This window comes from Gluconobacter sp. P1C6_b (assembly GCF_018811945.1).
In the GTDB taxonomy this organism is placed as follows: Bacteria; Pseudomonadota; Alphaproteobacteria; order Acetobacterales; family Acetobacteraceae; genus Gluconobacter.
Genome location: NZ_JACRVU010000003.1, coordinates 57,893 through 80,702, shown reverse-complemented (window position 1 = coordinate 80,702; position 22,810 = coordinate 57,893). Strand labels below are relative to the sequence as shown.

The window sequence follows — 22,810 nt, the reverse complement described above, 5'->3', positions numbered from 1 at the left end:
TCTTTCTGAAACCTGCTTTTGACGTGGATCAGGGCAGCAATACGGCGGCACCGTCGAAACGGCCGTGCCGAAGGTCATCGAGGGCCTGATTGGCGTCTTTGAGGGCATAGGGGGTGTTGGTCACTTTGATGCCGATTTCCGGAGCGATTTTCAGGAATTCCAGACCGTCCTGCCGGGTTAGGTTGGCGACGGAGACGATTTCGCGCTCTTCCCACAGCGTGTCGTAGGAAAAGGCCGGGATCTCGCTCATGTGGATGCCGCCACACACGACTTTTCCGCCCTTGCGAATGGCTTTGAGACCGGCGGGGAGCAGGGCGCCGACGGGGGCGAAGAGGATGACGGCGTCGAGCGGTTCGGGCGGCAGTTCGTCCGAGCCACCGGCCCAGATTGCGCCGAGGGAGCGGGCGAAATCCTGTTTCTGCGTGTCGCCGGGGGACGTGAAGGCGTAGACGTCCCGGCCCTGCCAGCGCAGGACCTGCGTGATGATATGGGCGGCCGCGCCGAAGCCGTAGAGGCCGATTTTCTTTCCATCTCCCGCCTTGTTCAGGCAGCGCCAGCCGATCAGCCCGGCGCAGAGCAGGGGAGCCAGATCCTTGTCTTCGCCCTTGTCGCCCATCGGGAAGGCGTAACGGGCATCGGCGACCGTCATGGTGGCGTAGCCGCCATTGCGGGTGAAGCCTGTGAAGAGGGGATGGTCGCAGAGATTTTCCATCCCGTGCGTGCAGTAATAGCAGTGTCCGCAGGTATGTCCGAGCCAGGGCACGCCGACCCTCTCGCCCACCGACAGACCGGTGACATTGCTGCCCAGTTTGTCGATCCGGCCGACGATTTCGTGGCCGGGAATGATGGGGAGGGTGGCGTGGGGGAGTTCGCCATCCACGACATGCAGGTCCGTCCGGCACACGCCGCAGGCGCCGATCCGGATGCGGATTTCATCGGGACCGGGCTCGGGATCGGGGAGTTCGACCCATTCCAGAGGGGTGTGATGGGCTTTGAGCTGCATGGCGAACATGGCGTGTTCTCCTGTGGCTATCGTTCAGGACCGGAAATCGAGCACTGTCCGGCCTTCGAGGCGACCATTCTGCAGATCGTCGAAGATCGTATTGATGTTTTCAAGTTTTCCGGGGGTGACGACGGATTTGACCTTGCCGCGGGCGAAGAAATCCATGGCTTCGATCATGTCCAGCCGCGTTCCGACAATGGAGCCGCGGATGGTGGTGCCGTTCATGACCATGTCGAAGATCGAGACCGGGAAATCGCCGGGTGGCAGTCCGTTCAGGACGATGGTGCCGCCGCGCCGGGCATAGCCCATGGCCTGCGAAAACGCCGTCCGTCCGACAGCGGTGACGAGGGCGCCATGTGCGCCGCCGATCTGCTGCTGGATGAACTTTGCAGGATCGGTGTCCCTAGCGTTGACCGTCAATGCCGCGCCGAGCGTTTTGGCCGTGGCGAGTTTTTCGTCGTCGATATCCACGGCGACGACATTCATGCCCATGGCGACGGCGTACTGCACGGCCATCTGACCAAGGCCGCCGACGCCCGAAATCGCGACCCACTGTCCCGCGCGAGCTTCCGTCATTTTCAGGCCCTTATAGACCGTCAGCCCCGCGCACAGGACGGGGGATGCCTGAAGCGGATCGATGGTCGAGGGCAGGTGCGCGACGTAGTTGGGGTCTGCGACGACGTATTCGGCAAAGCAGCCATTGACGGTGTAGCCGGTGTCTTCCTGCTTTTCGCAGAGCGTTTCCCAGCCGCCAAAACAGTGTTCGCAGTGACCGCAGGCGGAGTAGAGCCACGGCACGCCAACGACATCGCCGGTTTTGACGAAATCGCCCACCTGACTGCCGACGGCGACGATGTGGCCGACACCTTCATGGCCGGGAATGAATGGCGGGTTGGGCTTGGACGGCCAGTCCCCGCGCGCGGCGTGCAGGTCGGTGTGACAGACGCCGCAGGTATCGACCTTCACGAGGATCTGGTGGGGCTGGATGTCCGGGATGGGCAGCCGCTCGATGGAGAGCGGCTTGCCGAATTCACGGACGACGGCGGCGAGCATGGTATCAGCCATGGGAAAGGCTCCTTCTGGCGGGTGTTACGAGGCGGAGAGGCCCTTGACGGCCTCCACCATCTTGGAAAGCACGGCCTGCGCATCGCCGAAGACCATGGCGCAGTTGTCCTGGAAGAACAGCGGGTTCTGCACGGCGGAATAGCCCATGCCCATGCCGCGCTTGATGACGAAGACCTGACGGGCTTTGTCGGCATTCAGGATCGGCATGCCGTAGATCGGGGAGGACTTGTCCGTCCGGGCAGAGGGGTTCACCACGTCGTTCGCGCCGATGATGAGGGCGACGTCGGTATCGGCGAAGCTGTCGTTGATGTCGTCCATGTCGTAGATCATGTCGTACGGCACGCCGGCTTCGGCGAGCAGCACGTTCATGTGGCCCGGCATGCGTCCGGCGACCGGGTGGATGGCGAATTTCACGTCCACGCCCGCGGCCTGAAGCAGTTTGACGAATTCGTAGAGCTTGCCCTGGGCCTGTGCGACGGCGAGGCCGTAGCCCGGCACGATAATGACCGTGGAGGCGTAGCGCATCGTGGTGGCCGCATCGCCCGCAGCGACGGCTTTGGCTTCTTTCTGCGGGCCTGTGGCAGCGGCGGCGGTGGTTTCACCGAAATTGCTGAACAGGACGTTCGAGATGGAGCGGTTCATGCCCTTGGCCATCATGACCGTCAGCAGCGTACCGGCGGACCCCACGACCATGCCGGCGATCATCAGGGCCGGATCGGCCATGACATAGCCTTCAAGTCCGACGGCAAGACCCGTGAAGGCGTTGTACAGCGAGATCACGACCGGCATGTCCGCACCGCCGATGGGGACGGTCATACAGATGCCGCAGAGCAGCGCACCGATGAAGAACAGCAGGGCGAACAGGCCACCGCCGGGCTGATGGTACTGGGCGACGGCCATGACACCAAGCAGGATCGTCAGCATGAAGACGGCGGCGTTGACGATGCGCTGTCCGCCGAAGCGGAGCGGCTTGTTCATGCGCCCGTCGAGCTTGGCCCAGGCGATCAGCGAGCCGGAGAGGGACATGCTGCCGATCAGGCCACCGGCGACGGTGACGAGAAGCTGGCCGATGCCGGTGTCTTTCGGGCCGGTGAGGGCGATGACGGACACGGCTGCGGCAGCTCCGCCGCCCATGCCGTTGAAGAGGGCGACCATCTGCGGCATCGCGGTCATGGCGACGCTGCGGCCTTTCCACCCGGCCCAGCCGCCACCGATCAGCAGTGCGAGCACGGCGAGGACGACGTTCACGACGAGATGGGGCCGGGCTGCGTCGGAAACGCTGAAAATCTGCAGGAAGCTGGCTGCGACGACAAACAGCATGCCCCAGCCTGCGGTCACGATGCCGGAGACGGCCGTGACGGGGGAGGACATGCGCTTGAGGCCATAGACCAGAAGGCCGGAAGCGATCAGCCCGCTGAGGGCCACGATATAGGCGAGCAGGATCATGATCTGGCTCCTGATGCCGGAGCCGATGTTGCGGGCTTCGTGCTGGGTTTGAACATGGCCAGCATCCGGTCGGTCACGACATAGCCGCCGACCACGTTACCGGCGCCGAGCATGACGCCCAGAAAGCCGATGACCTGCTCCAGAACGGAAGACGCGTTGAACAGCGCGCCAAGGGCGCCGACGACCACGATGCCGTGCACGAAGTTCGAACCGGACATGAGGGGTGTGTGCAGGATGGAGGGAACGCGGCTGATGACCTCATAGCCCGTGAACGCCGCGAGCATGAAGATGTACAGGGCGATGACGAATGTCATTGCGGTAATCATTTTGCGGTCTCCTTGCCCGTGTCGTTTGCGGCGGGAGTTGTGGGCGCGGGAGTGGCAGCAGGCGCGGGCGGGGCTGGCGAATTCGGATCGACGGCGGTGCGGATGCCGTCATTCGTGATGTATCCCCCATGCGTGAGCGCGGTGCCGGAGATGACTTCATCGGTGAAGTCCGGCGCCAGACCCTTGTCCTTGGTGATGATCTGCTGGAGCAGATGCATGATGTTCTTGGAGTAGAGTTCGCTGGCCTGCTCGGCGAGCATGGACGGGACGTTGACGGGGCCGACGATGGTCGTGGGCCCGACCTGCACGGTCTGTCCGGCCTGTGTGCCTTCGCAGTTGCCGCCGCCTTCGGCGCCAAGGTCGATGATGACTGCGCCGGGCTTCATGGCCTTGATCTGTTCGGCGTCGATCAGGCGGGGAGCATGTTTGCCGGGGACGGCGGCGGTCGTGACGATCAGGTCGGAGCGGGCGATATGGTCGCTGAGCGCCTTGCGGACCTTCTGTTTCTCGTCGTCGGTCAGTTCGCGGGCATAGCCGCCCTGACCGGTGGCATCGACGCCGGTATCGACGAATTTTGCGCCCAGCGACTGCGCCTCTTCCTTCGTCTCGGGGCGGACGTCATAGCCTTCGGTGACGGCGCCGAGGCGCTTGGCAGTGGCCAGAGCCTGAAGACCCGCCACGCCAAGGCCCATGACCAGAACCTGTGCGGCGCGCAGGGAGCCGACGGCCGTGGTCATCATGGGCAGGATCTTGGGCATGTGCACCGCGCCCATCAGGACGGCGTAATACCCGGCCAGCGTGGCCTGACTGGACAGGGCGTCCATGGCCTGTGCACGGGAAATGCGGGGCACCAGTTCCATAGCGAAACAGGTGATCTTCCCGTCCCGCAGGGCTTTCACCAGATCCGGGTTGTTGCGGCCATAGATGAAGGAAATGAGAATGGCGCCGGGCTTCATCGCCTTCACCGTTTCCAGCGTTGGCGGCTGGACGGCGAGGACGATGTCGGCCTCCGCGACAAGGGCGTTGCGGTCCGGCGAGAAGGTCACGTCCTTATAGGTGCTGTCGGGATAGGATGAGGCGACGCCCGCACCTGTCTCCATGGAAAAGGCGATCCCCAGCGGGGCCAGTTTCTCGGCGACCTGAGGAATGAGAGCGACGCGGCGTTCCCCGCCTTCGTCGCGTTCTTTCAGGACTGAAATCCTGACAGTCATTGGCTGCGATCCTGTGTCTGTCGTCGGGCGCGGGCTGTCGCCAAAGAGAAGGCTGAACAGGAGGGCCCGCGCCCTGTTCGGCGCCATCTTGGCGCCTGTTCAGGGCGGAAACCATTGATGGATATCAAAAGGAAGAAATTATATCTGTGCTGAAATTATTCGTAATGACCGATCGGTCATTATGATTCTGTGGCAGCGCTGACCGATCGGTCAGTTTTCTGCGCTTCGTCAGGAAGGGGCGCATGGTGGATTTCGGGAAAAAGTTTCCTTTAAACAGAAGGGCTGGCGCTGTATTCGCTCGTGGATCTTCTTTCCAACCCGCATGAAAGGCTCTTCCTGCCCATGGCAATTGATGCTGCTTTTCTGGACGAACTGCGGAACCGGACGCCGCTTCCGTCGCTGATCGGGCGGCGTAACAAGTTGGTGAGGTCCGGGCGGAACTGGAAAACCTGCTGTCCGTTTCATGGCGAGAAAACGCCGTCCTTCTACATCTATGACGATCATTTCCACTGCTTCGGCTGTGGCGTGCACGGCGATGCCATCAGCTATGTGATGCAGAGCGAGGGACGCAGCTTTCCTGAAGCCGTCGAACAGCTTGCGTCTGAGGCGGGACTCGAGGTTCCGAAAGCCGATCCGCGAACGGAAGCCCGTGCCAGGGAAGCGCAGTCGCTCGGTGACGTGCTCAATCTCGTGCAGGAGAGTTATCGACGGCGTCTGTATCGGCCGGAAGGGCGCGAGGGGCTCGCCTATCTGCGCGGGCGGGGGCTGAGGGATGAGACGATCGAGCGGTTCGGTCTGGGATGGTCCGGGGACGGACGGCAGTTGCTGGACGAATTGCGACCGCATGGGGTGACGGTCGAGATGCTGATCCGCGCCGGTATCATGCGCGTGGATGAGCAGGGGGCTCCGAAAGGGGAGCTGTTCTTCAATCGCGTGACATTCCCGATCCGGGACCGGCGCGGTCGCATCATGTCCTTCGGCGCCCGGACGCTGGGAGACGGCCAGCCCAAATATCTCAATGGTCCGGAGACCGCCCTGTTCTCCAAACGGCGGACGCTGTTCAATCTCGACCTGGCGCGGGAAGCCGTGCATCGCGGGGCGGATCTCGTGGTGGTCGAGGGCTATATGGACGTCATCGCCATGGATCAGGCGGGGTTCGGCGGGGCCGTGGCTCCTCTGGGCACTGCGATGGGCGAGGAGCAGCTTGAGCTGCTGTGGCGGATGTCGCCTTCACCGATCCTGTGTCTTGATGGTGATGCGGCGGGTGCGCGGGCGGCGCTGCGGGTCTGTGAGGTTTCGCTGCCGCTCCTGTCGCCGGAGCGGACGATCCGGTTCTGTCGGCTGGATCCGAAAGATGATCCGGACAGTCTGATCCGCAGCCGGGGACCGAAAGCTATGCAGGAGGCGCTGTCTGGCGCGACCTCGATGGCGGAGGAGCTGTTCGGGCTGCTGACGGTGGGGCTGGTGGATCCGGGGCCGGACCAGCGGGCGGCGCTGCGTGAAAAGCTGGTGGCGCTGTCGCGGCTTATTCCGGACAAGGCGCTGGCATCGGAATATCGCAGCACGCTGCTGGACATGTTCTTTGCGCGTTTCCGGCGGAAAAAGAATTTCCCGCGCAAGGGAGGCGAGAGTCTGCCGCTGTCCACGCAGGCGCCGGGAACAATGCGCGATGTGGAGTCGGGAAATCTGGAGCGGCTGAACATCATGACGGCGATGCTGCTTCACCATCCCGATATCCTTCCGGAGGTGGAACAGGCGTATAGCGGTCTGCATCTGCCGTCTGAACTGGATCGTCTGCGCTCGGCCCTGCTGGACTGGTCCTGTCAGGAAGAGGAGCGGGATGCCCTGACGGAAGAGGGCTGCATGTCCTGGCTGGAGGAGCATGGGCTGGCGGATCTGGCGGGAAGGGTGAAAGGCGGGCCGCTGCCGCGCAGTGTGGGCGACGGGAAGGTCAAGGATGAGATCCTGAAAGTGGATGTCATTGAAAGCTGGTGGCATTTTTATGCTCTGGTCAATTTCCAGACCTTCGAGCGGACCCTGGAAGAGGACGTGACCCGGGCCGTGATTGAAGGGGATATGGAGCCTTTCGTGGATGAGAACGGGCAGAGCGGACTTCGTTTTCCCAATGCACTCATGACCCGGCTGAGGGTTCGCGATGCCCTCAAAAGCGGAGAGAGGGTCGGAGAGTAAGGGACGGCGGAGATTGCTCCGACATAGCGGAAGAAATGCTTCCGGAACGAATTTTATTCCCGAAAGGTTGCATTCTTTGGGGTGCCAATCTTGACTTCGGGCGCAGGATCGACCACCTGCACGCTGCCGGATTGCTAACTCGCGGCGGAGTTGACGGAGAGACGAATGGCGACGAAAACAGCCTCTGGAACGGATCGGAACGCGCAGGAACAGGAGGGGGATACCACTCTCCTCGATACGCAGTCCGCTGCCGTCAAGCGGCTGATCGCCAAAGGGCGTGAACGCGGACACATCACCTTTGACGAGCTGAACGCTGTCCTGCCGCAGGACCAGATGTCTTCGGAGCAGATCGAGGACGTCATGGCGGCGCTGTCCGAAATGGGCATCCAGGTCATCGAGAACGAAGAGCAGGATGACGCCGAGGCTCCTGCTGAAAAGGAAGCCGAGGGCGAGGCCGAAGAGGCCGAAGGTCCGCAGGGCGGTAACGTCGATGCCGAGGCCGCCAGCCGCACGGATGATCCGGTCCGCATGTATCTGCGCGAGATGGGCTCGGTCGAGCTGCTGTCGCGCGAGGGCGAGATTGCGATCGCCAAGCGGATCGAGGCTGGCCGTGACGAGATGATCGGCGGTCTGTGTGAGAGCCCGCTGACGATTCGCGCCATCATCTCCTGGCATGAGCGCCTCAAGGACGGCGAGATGCTCCTGCGTGACATCGTGGATCTCGAAGCCAGCCAGGGCGGTGGTCCGGACCCCGAGGCGGTCGAGGGCGAGGAAGGTGACGAGGCTTCTGAAGAGGAAGATTCCACCGAAGACGAGAACGAAGAAGGTGAAGGCGATCAGCAGGAAGGCAGCGGCCTGTCCCTGTCCGCTCTGGAAGAGAAGCTGAAGCCGGAAATCCTGGCACGTTTCGAAGCCATCGAGCCGCTGTATCACAAGCTGCGCAAGCTCCAGATCAAGCGCATCGAGGCCCTGACGGGTGGTGAGGACCATTCGGACAAATCCGAACAGACCTACGAGAAGCTGCGCCATGAACTGGTCAGCCTCGTCGAGCAGGTGCATCTGCACAACAACCGGATCGAAGAGCTGGTTGCGCAGATCAAGATGCAGGTTCAGAAGCTGAACAACGTTGAAGGCCGGATGATGCGTCTGGCTGAGAGCTGCAAGATCTCGCGTGATGACTTCCTCATCAAGTATCGCAGCCGCGAACTTGACCCGACCTGGCTGGACAGCATTTCCGCGCTGCCGGGCAAGGGCTGGAAGAACCTGACGACCAAGCACATGGACCAGCTGCGCAACCTGCGTGGCGAGATTGCGGCCCTGTCGCATGAGACGGGTCTGCCGGTCGGCGAGTTCCGTCGGGTCTATGCGACCATTTCCCGTGGCGAGCGTGATTCCACGCGTGCCAAGAAGGAAATGATCGAGGCGAATCTGCGTCTGGTGATCTCGATCGCCAAGAAGTACACGAACCGCGGTCTGCAGTTCCTGGATCTGATTCAGGAAGGCAACATTGGCCTGATGAAGGCCGTGGACAAGTTCGAGTACCGTCGCGGTTACAAATTCTCGACTTATGCGACCTGGTGGATCCGTCAGGCGATCACGCGTTCCATCGCGGATCAGGCCAAGACGATCCGTATTCCGGTGCACATGATCGAGACGATCAACAAGCTCGTTCGCACATCGCGTCAGATGCTGCATGAGATCGGGCGTGAGCCGGCTCCGGAAGAGCTGGCCGAAAAGCTCGGCATGCCGCTGGAGAAGGTCCGCAAGGTCCTGAAGATCGCCAAGGAGCCGATCTCTCTCGAAACGCCGATCGGTGACGAGGAAGACAGCCATCTGGGTGACTTCATCGAAGACAAGACGGCTGTCATTCCGCTGGACGCTGCCATCCAGACGAACCTGCGTGAGGCCACCACGCGCGTTCTGGCGTCCCTGACGCCGCGTGAAGAGCGCGTTCTGCGGATGCGCTTCGGCATCGGCATGAACACGGACCACACCCTTGAGGAAGTGGGGCAGCAGTTCAACGTGACCCGTGAGCGTATCCGTCAGATCGAGGCGAAGGCACTGCGCAAGCTCAAGCACCCGAGCCGTTCGCGCAAGCTGCGCTCCTTCCTCGACGACAACTGATCGTCGGGCGCGGGACCGGGGCGATGCTGCCGGACTGGCTTAAGCCGAAAGGGACATCCACCCGTCTTGCGGTGGATGTCATCTTTCTGGAGACACGCTCTCCCCGTCCGTCGCCTGTTCTGCCGGAAGGATATTCCCTGTCCCGTGTGACGGGGGATGAGGCCGTACCCCTTTATCGCGTCCTGTATGCGGGGGTGGGGCAGGACTACTGCTGGTGGATGCGCCGGTCGATGCCGGATGCGGAACTGGCGGGGATTCTTCATGATCCTGCCGTTCATTTCATGGTCCTGCGTGACGGTTCCGGTGAGCCGCTCGGGTTCTATGAACTGGATCTGAGGCAGGGCGGGGATGCCAATCTGGCCTATTTCGGCCTTCTGTCGCGGGGGATGGGGCGCGGTCTGGGGCGTGCGCTTCTGGATCATGCCGTGGCCCGGGCCTTCGGGGTCGGAAGCTGGCGTCTGCGGGTCAATACCTGCACGCTCGATCATCCCCATGCGCTGCCGAATTACCGGCGGGCGGGATTTGAGCTCCGGTATGTCGTACCGGAAAGCTGGGATGTTCCGGACGAATATGTGCCGCAAAGGCTGAAGCGACTCTGAGGCAGGACTTGCCTTGAGACGCATGGTGTGATTAATGCCGCCTTTCCCTGCCGGGCGATGTGGCATCGCACCGGCTATACCCGTGCCCTGAAACATGGGCCCTGTTTCCGGCATGGGCCGGAGCCAGTCGCGGGTTGACCTCATCCGAAGGGAGTATTCATGCCATTGTATGAAAGCGTGCTCATCGCACGTAACGATGTGTCGCAGGCTCAGGTGGAAACCCTGGTCGAGACCATCGAAACCCTGCTCAAGGACAACGGCGGTTCCATCCAGAAGCGCGAGTTCTGGGGCCTGCGTTCGCTCGCATACCGCATCAAGAAGAACCGCAAGGGCCATTACGTCCTGCTGGGCCTTGACTGCACCCCCGACACGCTGCGCGAGCTGGAGCGTCAGCTGGGCCTGAACGAAGACGTGCTGCGCGTTCTGACGCTGCGCGTTGACGAGATCGACGAGAACCCGTCTCCGGTTCTGGCTCGCAAGAGCGACGATCGTGGCGATCGCGGCAACTTCCGTGGCGGCTCCAAGCCGGCCGGTCGTTTCGAGAGCGGCCGTGGCGGTCCCCGTCGCAGCAGCGAAGACCGTGAGGAATATCGTGCACGTGGCGAGCAGGACGATGCTCGTGAGACGGCCGGAGCGGAGTAAGAAACATGTCCGAGACCATCACTCCCGACGTCAACGAAGTGAACCCGGCTGCCCGTCGCACGGCAGTTGGCGCACGTCGTCCGTTCTACCGTCGTCGCAAGTCCTGCCCGTTCTCCGGCCCCAACGCGCCGAAGATCGACTACAAGGACGTGCGTCTGCTGAGCCGCTTCCTTTCGGAGCGCGGCAAGATCGTGCCGAGCCGCATCACGGCCGTTTCGGCCAAGAAGCAGCGTGAGCTGGCACAGGCGATCAAGCGCGCCCGTTTCCTCGCCCTGCTCCCCTACGTCGTGAACTGAGGAGAGCATCATGTCCCAGACCGCACTGATCCTGCTGCAGCGGGTCGAGCATCTCGGCCAGATGGGCGACCTGGTGCACGTGAAGCCGGGTTATGCCCGTAACTTCCTGCTGCCCCAGGCCAAGGCCATGCGCGCCACGGTTGCCAACAAGAAGCGTTTCGAGACCGAGCGCGCCCAGCTTGAGGCCCAGAACCTCAAGAAGCGTGAAGAGGCCGAGCGTCTTGCCGAGCGCATGCATGAGCTGTCCGTCGTCATCATCCGTCAGGCTGGTGATAGCGGAAGCCTGTACGGCTCCGTCAGCACCCGCGACATCGCGGCTGCCGCTACGGAAGCCGGCCTGACGATCTCCCGTCAGCAGGTTGTTCTGGCACACCCGATCAAGCAGCTTGGCCTGACGGAAGCACGCATCGTGCTGCATCCGGAAGTGTCCATTCCGCTGACGGTCAACGTTGCCCGTTCCGCTGAAGAAGCAGAGCGTCAGGCTCGTGGCGAAGCCATCGGCGTGCAGGACGAGGATGAGAACATCCTTGGTGAACTGCAGGCTGAGAACGCCGCCGAAGAGGCTGCTGCCGAAGCTGCCGAGGCATCGGAAGAAGCGTAAGGCTTTTACCGAGGACCTTGTCCTGAAAAACCCGGCCGGGAATATCCCCGGCCGGGTTTTTTTGTGTCTGTTCTTCCGGAGGAGTACAACTCCAGACCTGTTCGGGCTTTTTCCCGGTATTGGAAACAGGAGATCGGAATGAAACGGATTCTGGATTTTGTCTTGAGGAAGTTCATCCAGACAGGAAGCCTGAGGGTCACGTTCAGTGATGGTGCTGTCCGCACTTATCGTGGCCGCAAGCCGGGACTGGAAGCCGGACTTCATCTGCTCAACAAACAGGCGGAGCGGGCCCTGATCATCAATTCCGGTCTGGCGTTCGGTGAGGAATACATGGCGGGCAGTATCGTGCCCGATGGCTGTACGCTTGAGACGCTGCTGACGGTCCTGATGGAGAACATCAACGGGCACGGGCATGTCTTTGAAGAGATCGAGGATCGTCTGCGCTATGTGACGCGGGCGTGGAAGACGCTCAATTCGCTCAAGAAATCCCGCAGCAATGTCGCGCATCACTATGATCTGAACGGCACGCTGTACGATCTGTTCCTGGACAGGGACCGGCAGTATTCCTGCGCCTATTTCGCGCGTGAAGACATGACGCTGGAAGAGGCGCAGATCGCAAAGAAGCGGCATATCGCGTCCAAGCTCAATCTGGATCGTCCAGGGCTCGAGGTGCTCGATATCGGCTGTGGCTGGGGTGGCATGGCCCTGACGCTGGCGAAGGACTATGGCGCGAAGGTCCTTGGCATCACGCTGTCACGCGAGCAGCTCGAGGTGGCGCGGAAGCGGGCGAAGGACGAGGGGCTTGAGGATCAGGTGCGCTTCGAGCTGATCGACTACCGCAACCTGCATCAGCAGTTCGACCGGATCGTCTCGGTAGGTATGTTCGAGCATGTCGGGCCGCCGCAGTTCGAGGCATTTTTCAGTCAGCTGAAAGCCTGCCTCAAGCCGGATGGTGTGGCGCTGATTCATTCCATCGGACGAATGGACGGGCCGGGGACGACCAATCCCTGGATCCAGAAATACATTTTCCCGGGTGGATACTCGCCTGCGCTGAGCGAGACACTGGCGGCCATTGAGCGGTCGGGGCTATGGATGACGGACTGTGAAGTGCTGCGCCTTCATTATGCACGCACCCTGGCGGAATGGCGCAAGCGTTTCGACGCCAATCGCGACAAGATCCAGGCGCTGTATGACGAGCGGTTTGTCAGGATGTTCGAGTTCTATCTCGTGGGGGCCGAGCTTGCGTTCCGGGTGCAGGGCCACATGAACTTCCAGCTCCAGCTGACCCGGTCGATCGACGCGGTGCCGTTCACGCGGGACTACATGTTCGAGCGTGAACGGGAAAGCGCGACGTCGTAAGGAGCCTCAGCGGCTGGCGAGATTCAGTTCCGCCAGCCGCGCGAATTCGGCGACCGAGAGCGTTTCGGCCCGGCGGGTTGGCTCGATTTCGGCCTGTTCCAGCAGACGCTCGCCGCCGATGGATTTCAGCGAGGAGCGCAGCATCTTGCGGCGCTGTCCGAAGGCGGCAGCCGTGACCTGTTCCATGGCGCGGAACAGCTGCGGAGAAGGCTGTTCGGCATGGGGGATGATGACGGCCACTGCGGAATGGACCTTGGGTGGCGGCGAGAACGCGGCTGGCGGGATGCGCAGGGCGACCGAGCATGAAGCGCACCATTGCGAGAGCACCGCAAGGCGTCCGTAAGCCGAGCTTCCCGGAGCCGCGCAGATGCGTTCCGCGACTTCAAGCTGGAACATGAGCGAGAGCCGTTCCCACTGCGATGCCTGACGCAGCCAGCCCACGAGTAGGGGGGTGGCAACGTTATAGGGCAGGTTCGCAATGATCTGGCGCGGAGCAGAAGCCAGAGCCGCAGCATCCAGCTTCAGGGCATCCTGGCGGACGACATGCAGGCGGTCCGGGTAGTAAGTGGCCAGTTCGTCCAGCAGGGGCCAGGCGCGCTCATCGATTTCCACGACATCGACGCGGCTGGCAGGGGTGTCCAGCAGGGCGCGGGTCAGGCCGCCGGGGCCGGGTCCGATTTCGACGACGCTGCGTCCTGTCAGATCGCCGCCCAGGGCCGCGATCCGGGCGCAGATGCCCGGATCGAGAAGGAAGTGCTGGCCGAGGGATTTTTTCGCATCCAGGCCATGGGCCTGGATGGTGTCACGCAGTGAGGGAAGGAACACGTCAGTTGAAGGCCGTCTTGGCGGCGGGACGCATCTCGATGATCGCGCGACGCTGAAGGTCGCGCTGAAGCTGGCGGGAGGCCTGCTCGACACGCTCGTTCATGAGCTGATCGGCGATTTCGCTCGGGCTCTGCTGAGCTAGGTTTTTCTGCTGGCGATTGCAGACCATGAGCAGGGCAATACCGTCCATTGAGACCAGCGGACGGCTGACCCTGTTGGGAGGGAGTGCTTCGAGAACCGCCTTCATCTGGGGCATCAGGCGCTCGAGGATTTGCGAGCCCGGATTGCTGGGACGCTTTTCCCCAAGGGATTTGTTGAGCGCTTCCATGGCGTCACAGCTATGGACCGTCTGCACGGCTGTTGTCGCCTTCTGCAGGGCGGCACGCTGCTGTTCGGTCGGGTTCTGCGGGTTCAGGGGCGCATCGAACGGGAAGAAGGCCTGTCGCAGGTCGAGCAGGGTGCCCATCTGCTTGCCGACCACGCGCTTTGACTGAACGGTGGCGATCACGAAACCGCCCGCAACCTGGATCGGATTGGAAATGGCGCCGATCGGCATCTGGCGGACGATGTTGACGACCTGCGGGTCGAGGTTGTCTTCCTGCACCCAGCCCATGGAACCGCCATCGAGGGCCGACTGGGCTTGCGAGAACTGGGCGGCCACGATCGGGAAGGGCGCACCTTCGCGGAGCTGGGAAATGATTGTCTTGGTGAAGGCGAGTTCGTTTTCGTCATGACGCGGGTCGGCCACGGGAACGAAGATCTCGCTCATGAAATACTGGGCGCGTCCCTGCTCGGCCTGAAGGGCCTGTTCGCGCTGGCTGATCTGGGTGGCGGTGATCCGGCCTTCCTCGCCCAGTTTTTCACGCAGGACCTGCATCCAGCCGATCTGCACGCGGATCTGGTCGATCAGCGTTGTCAGCGACACGCCGTCCGAGGCCAGACGGTCCCGCAGGGCGTTCTTGGGCATGCCGTTGCGCTGTTCGATATTCGAGATGGCGCCAGCGATCTGGTCCGGTTCCACGTTGATGTGGAGTTTCAGGATTTCCTGCGTTTTCAGGCGCTCGTCGATCAGCTGGTGGATGATCTGGCCGCGCATGCGGTTCATGATTTCCGGGCTGATGGGCAGGCCGGTCGAGAGCACGAAGAGCTTTGCGCGGTTGTCCACGTCACGCTGCGTGAGGACCTGTCCGTTGATAACGGCCAGAATCTGGTCCTCGGGCGGCTTGGCCGGAGGAGCTTCCTGCTTGGTCGCCGCAGTTTTCGAAGCCGCTTTCGGGTCCGCCTTGTGATGCGGGGCGGCCGTGGCGGGGAGGGCTGCCGAGAAGGCGAGCAGGGCAGCCAGGGCCGTAGAGGCGATGCAGTGGGTCTTGGACATGCTCAACCGTTGATTCCGAAGGTGCCGATCGTCTTGAACGTGAAGTTGAACAGGATGGTCTCGTTTCGCTGTTCGCCGCCGATACGGGTGTATTGTTTGATGTACATGATATCCAGCCCGAAACAGTCATTGGAATAGCCGATCGTGCCACCGTTTGCGACGAACTGTTTCCGGGACAGGCTGCGACGGAAGAAGCCGGACGCATGGTAATTGCGCCAGTGGGCTGAAAATCCGCCTGTCACTTCGCTCGTCTTGACCAGATATGGCGCGTTCGGGCCGGATTCGCGGAAATCTGTCGCATAATAATAATATGGTGTCACGGGTGCATAGACGTAGCCACCTGTCAGGCGGAACATCGGAACGCCGGTGCTGATGAGACCTTCGCCGTAGTCGAACTGGTGGGTCCACGGGTTAAAGCGGCCGCGGGCCGTGACATCGACATACTGGTTCGGGCTGACGCGCAGGCGCCCCACCGGGTCCGACAGGTGATGGTCGAGGCCGGAATAGGGCAGGCGGTTGTGGTCGATATGTTCCTGGAAGCTTTCGCCGACGAGCATGTCGATGGCGTGGCCGTTCCAGGACCAGTTCTGATGGATGCCCACATTCGCGCGGAGGCCGCCGTCGAGACGGTCCGTGCCCAGATAGCGGTTGAGGGAAAACAGCGTGGTGTCCGTGAACTCGTAGGACAGGCTGTCTTCGTTGGGGATGTTGCGGTTCTGCGAGTTGCCGGTGTTGGGAGCAGCAATGATCTGGGCGATCGGTTCCAGGATCTGTGAGCCGTGACCCTTGGCGAAGCTGCGCAGGAACGGCCAGTTCATCTTCAGGGCGATGGTTGGCTGGACCTGCCCGACGAGATGGTTGCCTCCGGCGTTCGTGTAGTAGGTCGGCTGCTGGTAGGCCTGGGTAGCGTGATAGACCATGGAATCAAGCCGGGCCGTCAGCAGGAACTGCTGGCCGAGCCTGTTGTGGAACGGGCGGTCCCACTGGATGGCCGCTTCGCCTCGCTGATCATTGATGCCGTTCTTGCGGTACAGATTGAAGTCGGTCGTCTGAACGCTGAGACGGCCGCCGAACATGTCGGGCTGTCCCTGAAAGGCATAGGTCAGCCGCGGAAGTGCCCAGGGCAGGTCGGAGTTGCGGATGGTGCCCTGATTCAGGCCCTGATAGGCCTGTCCGTCGAGACGCATATAGGAGCCAATGCCGTATCCTTCGAGGAACAGATTGGAATTCAGCATTTCCTGACCGTAGCCGGGGACGCGGTAGTCACGCATGTAGTTGGCGGAACTGGCGACGTTGATGTTGGCGCCAAGCTGCCAGTTGCGGTCGAGGGCGAAATTGGCGCGACCGAACACATAGCCCTGCACACCATATTCGCTGGATGAGCCGACATTGTTGCCGAAGGTGTTGGTGTACTCGCTTTCGTTATGGGTGTCGTAGGCCACGCCGCCCGTGACATCGACGGAGCCGAAGTTCATGCGGTTGCGGTACTGCGCCGTCAGTTCGGGACCGGTCTTGGTGGAGACGAGGCCGCGGACCGTCAGGTCCTGCTGCTCGTCAATGGCCCAGAAATAAGGGAGCGTGAAATAGGTGCCGAGATAGCGGTCATGCGGGCTGATGCCCGGCATCAGGAAGCCGCTCTGCCGTTTGACGGACGGATCGGTCATGGAGAAGAACGGGAAATAGAAAACCGGCAGACCGAGCATTTTCAGCCAGGCATGATCGAATTCGAGCCGTTTGTGCTGCACGTCCTGCGTCGCGTCGAAGGCCTGGAACTGCCAGAACGGAGGCAGGTCGGGGTTCTTCTCGCAGATCTTGCAGGCCGTGTAGACGGCATGCGTCAGGTCATTGAGCATCCCGTTCGTGCGGCGCATGCCGTTGCCAGCGAGCTTGGCGTTGTCTTCCATGCGAATATAGATGCCGCTGCCGATGCCGTCATGCATGCCATGGCTGAACTCGACATAATCGGCATAGGTCGTGCTGCCATCGGGTTCCACGACGGCGACATGGCCCTTGGCGGACAGGATGCCGGTGCTGCGGTCATAGGTCACGCGGTCGGCGCGCATGGCGTGATCGCCCTGCCAGACGCGGACATTGCCCTCCCATGTGATCAGGCCGTTCTTGGCATAGCTTTCGCTATCCGCAAGGTAGGTCAGGGGATCGGTCTGGGATGTTGGCTTTCCGATGACGATGACGTGGGAATTGTCGCGCTGCATCGTGTTGGCAGACATCTTCTGCGGCGCCACGAGCGCGGTTCCAGCCATCAGCGTGGCCCCGACGAACGAAGCGCGTCTGCGGGCGCGTGTTGGGAGCCACAGGGGCACCGTCATCAACCATCCTCCATGTGCAGCAAAAGGGCCACCGCGAGGCAGAGCCCCGCACCTGTCGGCGCCCATGCGGCAAGAACCGGCGGCAGGGCGCCGGATTCACCAAACTGTTCGGCCACTTTCGAGATGGTGAACAGCGCAAAGCCTGCGGCGATTCCCGATCCCAGCATCCGGGCTACGCCGCCGCGCCGTGTCGGGCGCATCGAGAAGCCTGCGGATACCAATGCCATGGTCCCGGCCAGAATGGGAAGGGCCAGTAGCGACTGGAAATGAAGTCTGTGCCGGATCGAGGGGAATCCCGAGCGCTCCAGAAGGCTGATGAAGCCCGGAAGTGCGAAGACGGAGAGGGTGTCCGGCGATGCGAAACTTTCCTGAACGCGGCTGACCGTCAGATCGGAGGGCAGGGTCATGTCTCCGATCTGCTGCGGCAGGTGATCGGGGTGGAGCACCGAGGTTCCGTGCAGGATCCACTGGTGATCGCCCAGCGCGCCCTGGGGCGCTTCGACGCGGACGATCAGGCGGTCCCGGTCATCGAGGCGGAAGATCGAGACGCCCGAAACCTTCAGTGCGCCGTCAATGAGATGGACGTCCTGGGCATGCAGGATCGCAACACCGTGCGGAACCAGACCGTCATCGGACTGTCTGAGCCACAGGGCGCCTCCATTGAGCGTCAGGGGGCCGCCGCCGGTGCGCAGATAGGTCTGGTCGAGCATTTCGGCGCTGCGGAACATGGTCGAGGACAGGGCCGAGATGCCGGTTGTCGTCAGCAGGCCGGTCAGCAGGGCGCACGCCAGCGGGCTGGCGAGGAACTGCCAGGCGGAAATGCCCGCGGCGCGCGCCACGATGAGTTCGGAGGAGCGCGTCAGGCGGGAAAAGCAGACGATCCCGCCCAGCAGGATGCCAAAGGGGAGGACGTAGATGATGTAGTAAGGAACGTGCAGGGCCGCGATCTTGACGATGAGGCTGGCCGGGACGTTGGGCCGGGTTGCCGCGCGGCGCAGCAGGTCGATGAAATCGAACAGGGACACCAGCCCGGTCAGGGCCAGCACCATGGACAGGGTACTCAGCATGAACTGCCGCGCAATGTAGATCGCCAGGGTCGTGGAGAACCCGGCATGTTCGTCGCGGGTGCTGAGTGCCTGGAACAGGGATGTCAGCCAGGGGCCCAGACGGGGGGACGGGATGGCTCTCATCGGGCGGGCCCCGGGGATGTCAGGGTGGCCGGGGCGGTCTGACGCACGGTTCCGGTCCACTGTTCGAGGAACAGCATGCCCGCGCAGACGACGGCCGGGAGAATGGCCTCAAGCCAGATGAGAGGCACCAGCGCGAGGTGCCGCCCGGCGAGGTTCTGGAGCATGAGCGAGATGGCCAGCAGCCCGACGACCGTAAGGATGGCGATCAGGGGGCGCGTGATATTGCCGTGACGGGAGAAGGCCCCCCGGAGCACGGTGACCAGACCGATCATCGCAAAGGACAGGGCCGTCAGCGGTGAGGTGAGCCGACGCCATCCCACGACGATGTTCTTGCCACGGTCGCGCTCTGAGACTTCATGAGGATCGGGATGGAACAGCTCGCGCAGGGACATTTCGTCCGGGTCCCGGTCTTCGTGGTTGTGCTGGCGCGACGAGGTGAGATCGATGGTGTTGCGTCCGAAGGTCAGGACATTCAGCCGTCCTGTATGGCGGTCGATTTCCTCGCGCGAGCCGTCATACAGGACGACGCGCGGCTGGTCGTTGACTACGACCATGGTGCCGCGTTCCGCGAGGATCGTGGTGTGGGAATCGGGGTCGCGATCGTCTTCGACCAGCACGCCATGCAGCTGACCGTCACTGGTGCGGCCGCGCACATAGACCGTCATGTCGTTGGACAGGCTGGTGAATACGCCGTCCTGAAGCAGGAAGGCCGCCATGCGGTTGCGGATCTGGAACTCGTATCGATGGAACGCATGGTACGAAACGGGCGCGAGCCACAGGGTCAGGACGTAGCACAGGATCACCGAGAAGAACGCGCAGAGCAGCCCTGGCCTCGCAAGTTCCAGCGGTGAGCGGCCGGCCGCGCGCATGACCGTGAGTTCCCGGTCGCCGACCATCCGCTGATAGGTGAAAAGCACGACGAGAAATGTCGTGATCGGCAGAATCACGGCGATAAAGGATGGCAGCATCAGCGAGGTGAGCTGGATGAAAACCCGCAGTGAAAGGCCGTGCTGGACCACCATCGAGACGAAGTGCAGCGACTGGGTCAGCCAGATCAGTGCCGTCGCTCCTCCCGTCAGCGCCAGCAGGGCGATGAGAAGCTGGCGGAGAATGTAGCGGTCGAGCAGAGGCAGGATCTGCCGCCCGGAGGTTCCGGAGGATGAGGCCATGGCCCTTCATCTATCCCTAGCGCGTGGCGGGAGGAAGGCGAAAAAACGAAACAGTTTCTATCGCAGATAGGAGGCCCGGTCGATGGGCGCCCTTGTGACCGACAGGCTGTGATAGAATTGTGTTCCGGCAATGCCGACCAGAAGACCCGCACCGGCGGCGAAGACGATGGCGATGTAGCGCCAGGGTCTCTGCATGCGCAGGGTTGCCAGTTCCATCTGGATCAGCCCCAGATCATTCTGGCAGCGTCCCAGGCGCGTCTGTGCGGTGCGGGTGTCGGACTCGCTCTGGCCGAGGCGGCGTTCGAGGCCGGAGATCTGCTCCCGGAGACGTTTTTCGCGGTCGGTTTCGTCTTTGCCGGATATGGTTCCGATGCGGGTGGTGAACAGGTTTTTCAGCGCGCCGCCCGTGACACCGTCACGCCGGGCCATCTGGCGGATCCGTTCCAGAGCGGTCGCCGCATGGCCCGGCTGTTCATCCAGAACCAGCGCCAGAATGTCCGACAGGATCTTGATTTCCCTGGGGTCCGGGGCGCGGGCCATGCTCAGGTCTGGCGCGCGTCATGGGGGCGCGGTTCGGCGGCGCGGCGAAGACGGTCCCGGATGGCGAGGCCGAGCCCATGGCGGGGGATCGACTGGGCGGCGATGGTTTTCAGGCCACGACGGGTCCCTTCCGCATCCAGAAAGCGCAGTCCGGCGAAGAGGCGTGCCGCGGCTTCTTCAAGATTGCCGCTCTCGCTCAGGTTCCATGTCAGTCCGGCGCCGGGAAGGGGCGTGCCGAAAGCGAGCTGGGCCTCATCGGGGGCGATGGAGGTCGCGTCCAGCCTGACGGGTAGGCTCGGGGCGTAATGCGAGGCCAGTCTTCCGGGCGAGGCCGGGGCGATTTCGGAAAAATCGTCCGGATGGCGGATGGAGCCGCACAGTTCGGTCAACTCTTCGAGCGTTACGCCACCCGGACGCAGGAGGACGGGGACTTCGCGGGTCAGGTCCAGCACGGTGCTTTCCACGCCGATGGAGCAGGGGCCGGAATCCAGAACCGCGTCGATCCGTCCGTCCAGCGAGCGCAGGACGTGAAACGCATCGGACGGGCTGACCGTGCCCGAGACGTTCGCGGATGGGGCGGCAACGGGAGTACCGACTTCGCGGAGCAGGGCCAGGGCGGTTTTGCCGCGCGGAACACGCAGCGCCAGCGTGGACAGGCCAGCCGCCGCGAGGTCGGAGACGGCTGAATCCGGAGAGCGGGGCAGCACCATCGTCAGGGGGCCGGGCCAGAAACGCTCGGCCAGCGCATGGGCGATTTCTTCCATCCTGCCGCTCAGCGAAGCCTGTGCGAAGGCGCTTTCAGCATCGGGGAGATGGCTGATGAGCGGGTTGAAGCGCGGGCGTCCCTTGGCGGCGAAAATCTTTGCAACGGCTGTATCGGACGAGGCGATTGCGCCAAGGCCGTAGACGGTCTCGGTTCCGAATGCGACCAGCTTTCCAGCCTTGAGGAGTTCGGCGGCGCGGCGGATGCCCTCGGGGGTGGCTGTCAGACGCTCGGTATGAAGCGTGTCGCTCAAGATGCGCCTCCGGTGCAGTAGAATGAGCCGTTCAGCCGGTCCGGCTTGCCATAACGCAGGGGCGTGCCGCTCTCGTCGAGCAGGGCGCCGCCTGCGGCTTCAAGAATGGCCTGGGGGGCGGCCGTGTCCCATTCCATCGTGGGGCCGAAGCGGGGATAGAAATCCGCAGCACCTTCGGCCACACGCATGAACTTGACCGAGGACGACAGCTTCTCGACGGAGGCGACCTTGCGGCCTGCGAGCCAGCGTTCCAGAAGTTCGGGATTGCCGTGATGGCTCGAGGCCAGAACGCGCAGTCCTTCCGCAGGCGGCGTGGCGGTATGGATCGGCGTGCTGTTTGTGCCGTCTGAACGGTGGGCGCCGAGGCCCTGTCCGCCGCTGTAGATCAGGCCATAACCGGGAAGGGCGACCACGCCCAGAACCGGACGGGCATGGCGGACCAGGCCGATATTGACGGTGAAGTCCTTTCCGCCCGAGGCAAAGCCACGTGTCCCGTCGAGGGGATCGACCAGCCAGTAGGCGTCTTCCGCGTTCACCCGGATCCCGGCCGACATTTCTTCCTCGCCGATGGCGGGAATGGACGGGCAGGCCGCGCGCAGGCCCGACAGGATGTGATGTTCGGAGGCGTGGTCCGCTTCCGTGACGGGGGAGGCATCGTCCTTGATGTCCGTCCGGAAGCCGCGTTCGCGGATGGTGTTGATGATGTCCGAGGCTTCGGACGCAAGCCGGAACGCCAGGGCCAGAAGGGCGCGGTCATCGTCCGCAGGGACGGTGATGGGTGAGGCAGAAGTCATTCGCCCAGCCTACTCCAAGATGGCTTTTGCGTCATGTGCTGATGCGGCAGTTATTGCGGGCAGGTTGGGACAGGCTTCTGATCTCCGTTCCATTTTGCAAACATGATTTTCGTCGCGGCACTCAGCGCGATATCCGCGTGGCATGTCGTGACGGGAGACTGAATCGTGGTGCGGAGCGCGAAATAGAACGGTGTGCTGCCCGGTTCTCCGTCTCCTTCCGTCAACTGGTAGACGCGGATATGGGCCGGGCTCAGTTGCGGGACGGGATGTGTGCCGATATCGCGGGTGCTCACGAACAGCAGGAGTCCGGGTTTCCCGTTCACGCGGCCGGATGCGAAATGGATGGTTTGGATCGCGTCTTCGCCGGTGTGGGGAATGTCCTGCAACATGTCGAGAAGCCGACCATTATGGTCTGCGTCCTGCGTGTCCACGAGGGTCGTGCGGGAGGGCTGCACGGTATCGGGGGTGCTGACGGCATACAGGGTATAGCCCCATGCGTTTCCGTTTTCGCGCCAGAGTGGGGTGATGGTCATGGCGGGGAAACCTGCTGGATGAACCGTGACGGGGCTGTTGCCGATCAGGATCGGCTGGATGTCCGTGATTTCTGCAGTGCTTCTGGTGCTGGCGGTAGCCGCATGACCCTGCTGTGCAGCGAAAGCGAGGCCGGAGCAGAGCAGGAGCTTCAGGAGAGAACGGCGCATGGGTGTTCTTT

General features: G+C 62.7%; 21 protein-coding genes. 7 read left to right on the top strand and 14 right to left on the bottom strand.

Translation table 11 applies throughout. From position 1 onward, the window contains the following. Nucleotides 1-28: 28 nt before the first annotated feature. From KP701_RS03545 to KP701_RS03525, 5 genes are read right to left on the bottom strand one after another with little or no spacing between them, the layout of a single operon-like run. Nucleotides 29-1,012 carry a zinc-dependent alcohol dehydrogenase family protein gene (locus tag KP701_RS03545; protein ID WP_215745759.1) on the bottom strand — a complete coding sequence of 328 codons (984 nt, stop codon included), beginning with the start codon at nt 1,010-1,012 and terminating at the stop codon, nt 29-31. A 24-nt stretch (nt 1,013-1,036) separates the two neighbouring features. Further along, complete coding sequence (gene adhP / locus KP701_RS03540) at nt 1,037-2,068, bottom strand: alcohol dehydrogenase AdhP (protein ID WP_215745757.1); 1,032 nt, start codon at nt 2,066-2,068, stop codon at nt 1,037-1,039. A 24-nt stretch (nt 2,069-2,092) separates the two neighbouring features. Further along, nucleotides 2,093-3,514 (bottom strand): NAD(P)(+) transhydrogenase (Re/Si-specific) subunit beta, encoded by a 1,422-nt coding sequence (locus tag KP701_RS03535; protein ID WP_215745756.1) that lies wholly within the window; start codon nt 3,512-3,514, stop codon nt 2,093-2,095. Beyond that, the gene (locus KP701_RS03530) at nt 3,511-3,840 is read right to left on the bottom strand and encodes an NAD(P) transhydrogenase subunit alpha (protein ID WP_215745754.1); all 330 of its coding nucleotides are present in this window, start codon (nt 3,838-3,840) and stop codon (nt 3,511-3,513) included. Before KP701_RS03530 ends, KP701_RS03535 begins: the two co-directional genes overlap by 4 nt. Continuing rightward, nucleotides 3,837-5,051: an NAD(P) transhydrogenase subunit alpha gene (locus tag KP701_RS03525; RefSeq protein WP_215745753.1), complete on the bottom strand. Its 1,215-nt coding sequence runs from the start codon at nt 5,049-5,051 to the stop codon at nt 3,837-3,839. The genes KP701_RS03530 and KP701_RS03525 overlap by 4 nt, the downstream gene beginning before the upstream one ends. A 342-nt stretch (nt 5,052-5,393) precedes the next feature. On the opposite strand from KP701_RS03525, the gene dnaG reads away from it, so the two are divergent. From dnaG to KP701_RS03490, 7 genes are all read left to right on the top strand, one after another. Beyond that, nucleotides 5,394-7,241 (top strand): DNA primase, encoded by a 1,848-nt coding sequence (gene dnaG, locus KP701_RS03520; RefSeq protein WP_215745751.1) that lies wholly within the window; start codon nt 5,394-5,396, stop codon nt 7,239-7,241. Between the two features lie 165 nt (nt 7,242-7,406). Then, nucleotides 7,407-9,365 carry an RNA polymerase sigma factor RpoD gene (gene rpoD, locus KP701_RS03515; RefSeq protein WP_215745750.1) on the top strand — a complete coding sequence of 653 codons (1,959 nt, stop codon included), beginning with the start codon at nt 7,407-7,409 and terminating at the stop codon, nt 9,363-9,365. A 23-nt stretch (nt 9,366-9,388) separates the two neighbouring features. Next, complete coding sequence (locus KP701_RS03510; RefSeq protein WP_215745748.1) at nt 9,389-9,964, top strand: GNAT family N-acetyltransferase; 576 nt, start codon at nt 9,389-9,391, stop codon at nt 9,962-9,964. Nucleotides 9,965-10,123: 159 nt separating this feature from the next. Beyond that, nucleotides 10,124-10,606: a 30S ribosomal protein S6 gene (gene rpsF / locus KP701_RS03505; protein ID WP_041110770.1), complete on the top strand. Its 483-nt coding sequence runs from the start codon at nt 10,124-10,126 to the stop codon at nt 10,604-10,606. A 5-nt stretch (nt 10,607-10,611) separates the two neighbouring features. Then, nucleotides 10,612-10,902 (top strand): 30S ribosomal protein S18, encoded by a 291-nt coding sequence (gene rpsR, locus KP701_RS03500; protein ID WP_041110768.1) that lies wholly within the window; start codon nt 10,612-10,614, stop codon nt 10,900-10,902. 10 nt (nt 10,903-10,912) lie between these two features. Continuing rightward, nucleotides 10,913-11,503, top strand: coding sequence for a 50S ribosomal protein L9 (rplI, locus tag KP701_RS03495; RefSeq protein ID WP_062494889.1), 591 nt, complete (start codon nt 10,913-10,915; stop codon nt 11,501-11,503). Between the two features lie 138 nt (nt 11,504-11,641). After that, nucleotides 11,642-12,862 carry a cyclopropane-fatty-acyl-phospholipid synthase family protein gene (locus KP701_RS03490; RefSeq protein ID WP_215745747.1) on the top strand — a complete coding sequence of 407 codons (1,221 nt, stop codon included), beginning with the start codon at nt 11,642-11,644 and terminating at the stop codon, nt 12,860-12,862. A 6-nt stretch (nt 12,863-12,868) separates the two neighbouring features. On the opposite strand, the gene rsmA is transcribed toward KP701_RS03490, so the two are convergent. Genes rsmA through KP701_RS03445 form a run of 9 tightly spaced genes read right to left on the bottom strand, consistent with a single transcriptional unit; the run spans nt 12,869 to nt 22,799 of the window. Beyond that, nucleotides 12,869-13,687, bottom strand: coding sequence for a 16S rRNA (adenine(1518)-N(6)/adenine(1519)-N(6))-dimethyltransferase RsmA (gene rsmA, locus KP701_RS03485; protein ID WP_215745746.1), 819 nt, complete (start codon nt 13,685-13,687; stop codon nt 12,869-12,871). Between the two features lies 1 nt (nt 13,688). Then, a complete protein-coding gene (locus tag KP701_RS03480; protein WP_215745744.1) occupies nt 13,689-15,062 on the bottom strand; it encodes a peptidylprolyl isomerase in 1,374 nt (457 codons plus the stop codon). 2 nt (nt 15,063-15,064) lie between these two features. Beyond that, nucleotides 15,065-17,389 (bottom strand): LPS-assembly protein LptD, encoded by a 2,325-nt coding sequence (locus tag KP701_RS03475; protein ID WP_371818881.1) that lies wholly within the window; start codon nt 17,387-17,389, stop codon nt 15,065-15,067. Further along, a complete protein-coding gene (lptG, locus tag KP701_RS03470) occupies nt 17,389-18,579 on the bottom strand; it encodes an LPS export ABC transporter permease LptG (RefSeq protein ID WP_215745743.1) in 1,191 nt (396 codons plus the stop codon). The genes KP701_RS03475 and lptG overlap by 1 nt, the downstream gene beginning before the upstream one ends. Next, complete coding sequence (gene lptF / locus KP701_RS03465; RefSeq protein ID WP_215745741.1) at nt 18,576-19,748, bottom strand: LPS export ABC transporter permease LptF; 1,173 nt, start codon at nt 19,746-19,748, stop codon at nt 18,576-18,578. Before lptF ends, lptG begins: the two co-directional genes overlap by 4 nt. Nucleotides 19,749-19,805: 57 nt before the next feature. Next, nucleotides 19,806-20,288 (bottom strand): hypothetical protein, encoded by a 483-nt coding sequence (locus KP701_RS03460; protein ID WP_215745739.1) that lies wholly within the window; start codon nt 20,286-20,288, stop codon nt 19,806-19,808. Between the two features lie 2 nt (nt 20,289-20,290). Further along, nucleotides 20,291-21,304: an L-threonylcarbamoyladenylate synthase gene (locus tag KP701_RS03455; RefSeq protein WP_215745737.1), complete on the bottom strand. Its 1,014-nt coding sequence runs from the start codon at nt 21,302-21,304 to the stop codon at nt 20,291-20,293. Next, nucleotides 21,301-22,098 carry a 3'(2'),5'-bisphosphate nucleotidase CysQ gene (locus KP701_RS03450; protein ID WP_215745736.1) on the bottom strand — a complete coding sequence of 266 codons (798 nt, stop codon included), beginning with the start codon at nt 22,096-22,098 and terminating at the stop codon, nt 21,301-21,303. The genes KP701_RS03455 and KP701_RS03450 overlap by 4 nt, the downstream gene beginning before the upstream one ends. Before the next feature lie 50 nt (nt 22,099-22,148). Beyond that, the gene (locus tag KP701_RS03445; RefSeq protein WP_215745734.1) at nt 22,149-22,799 is read right to left on the bottom strand and encodes a hypothetical protein; all 651 of its coding nucleotides are present in this window, start codon (nt 22,797-22,799) and stop codon (nt 22,149-22,151) included. Between the last annotated feature and the right edge of the window lie 11 nt (nt 22,800-22,810).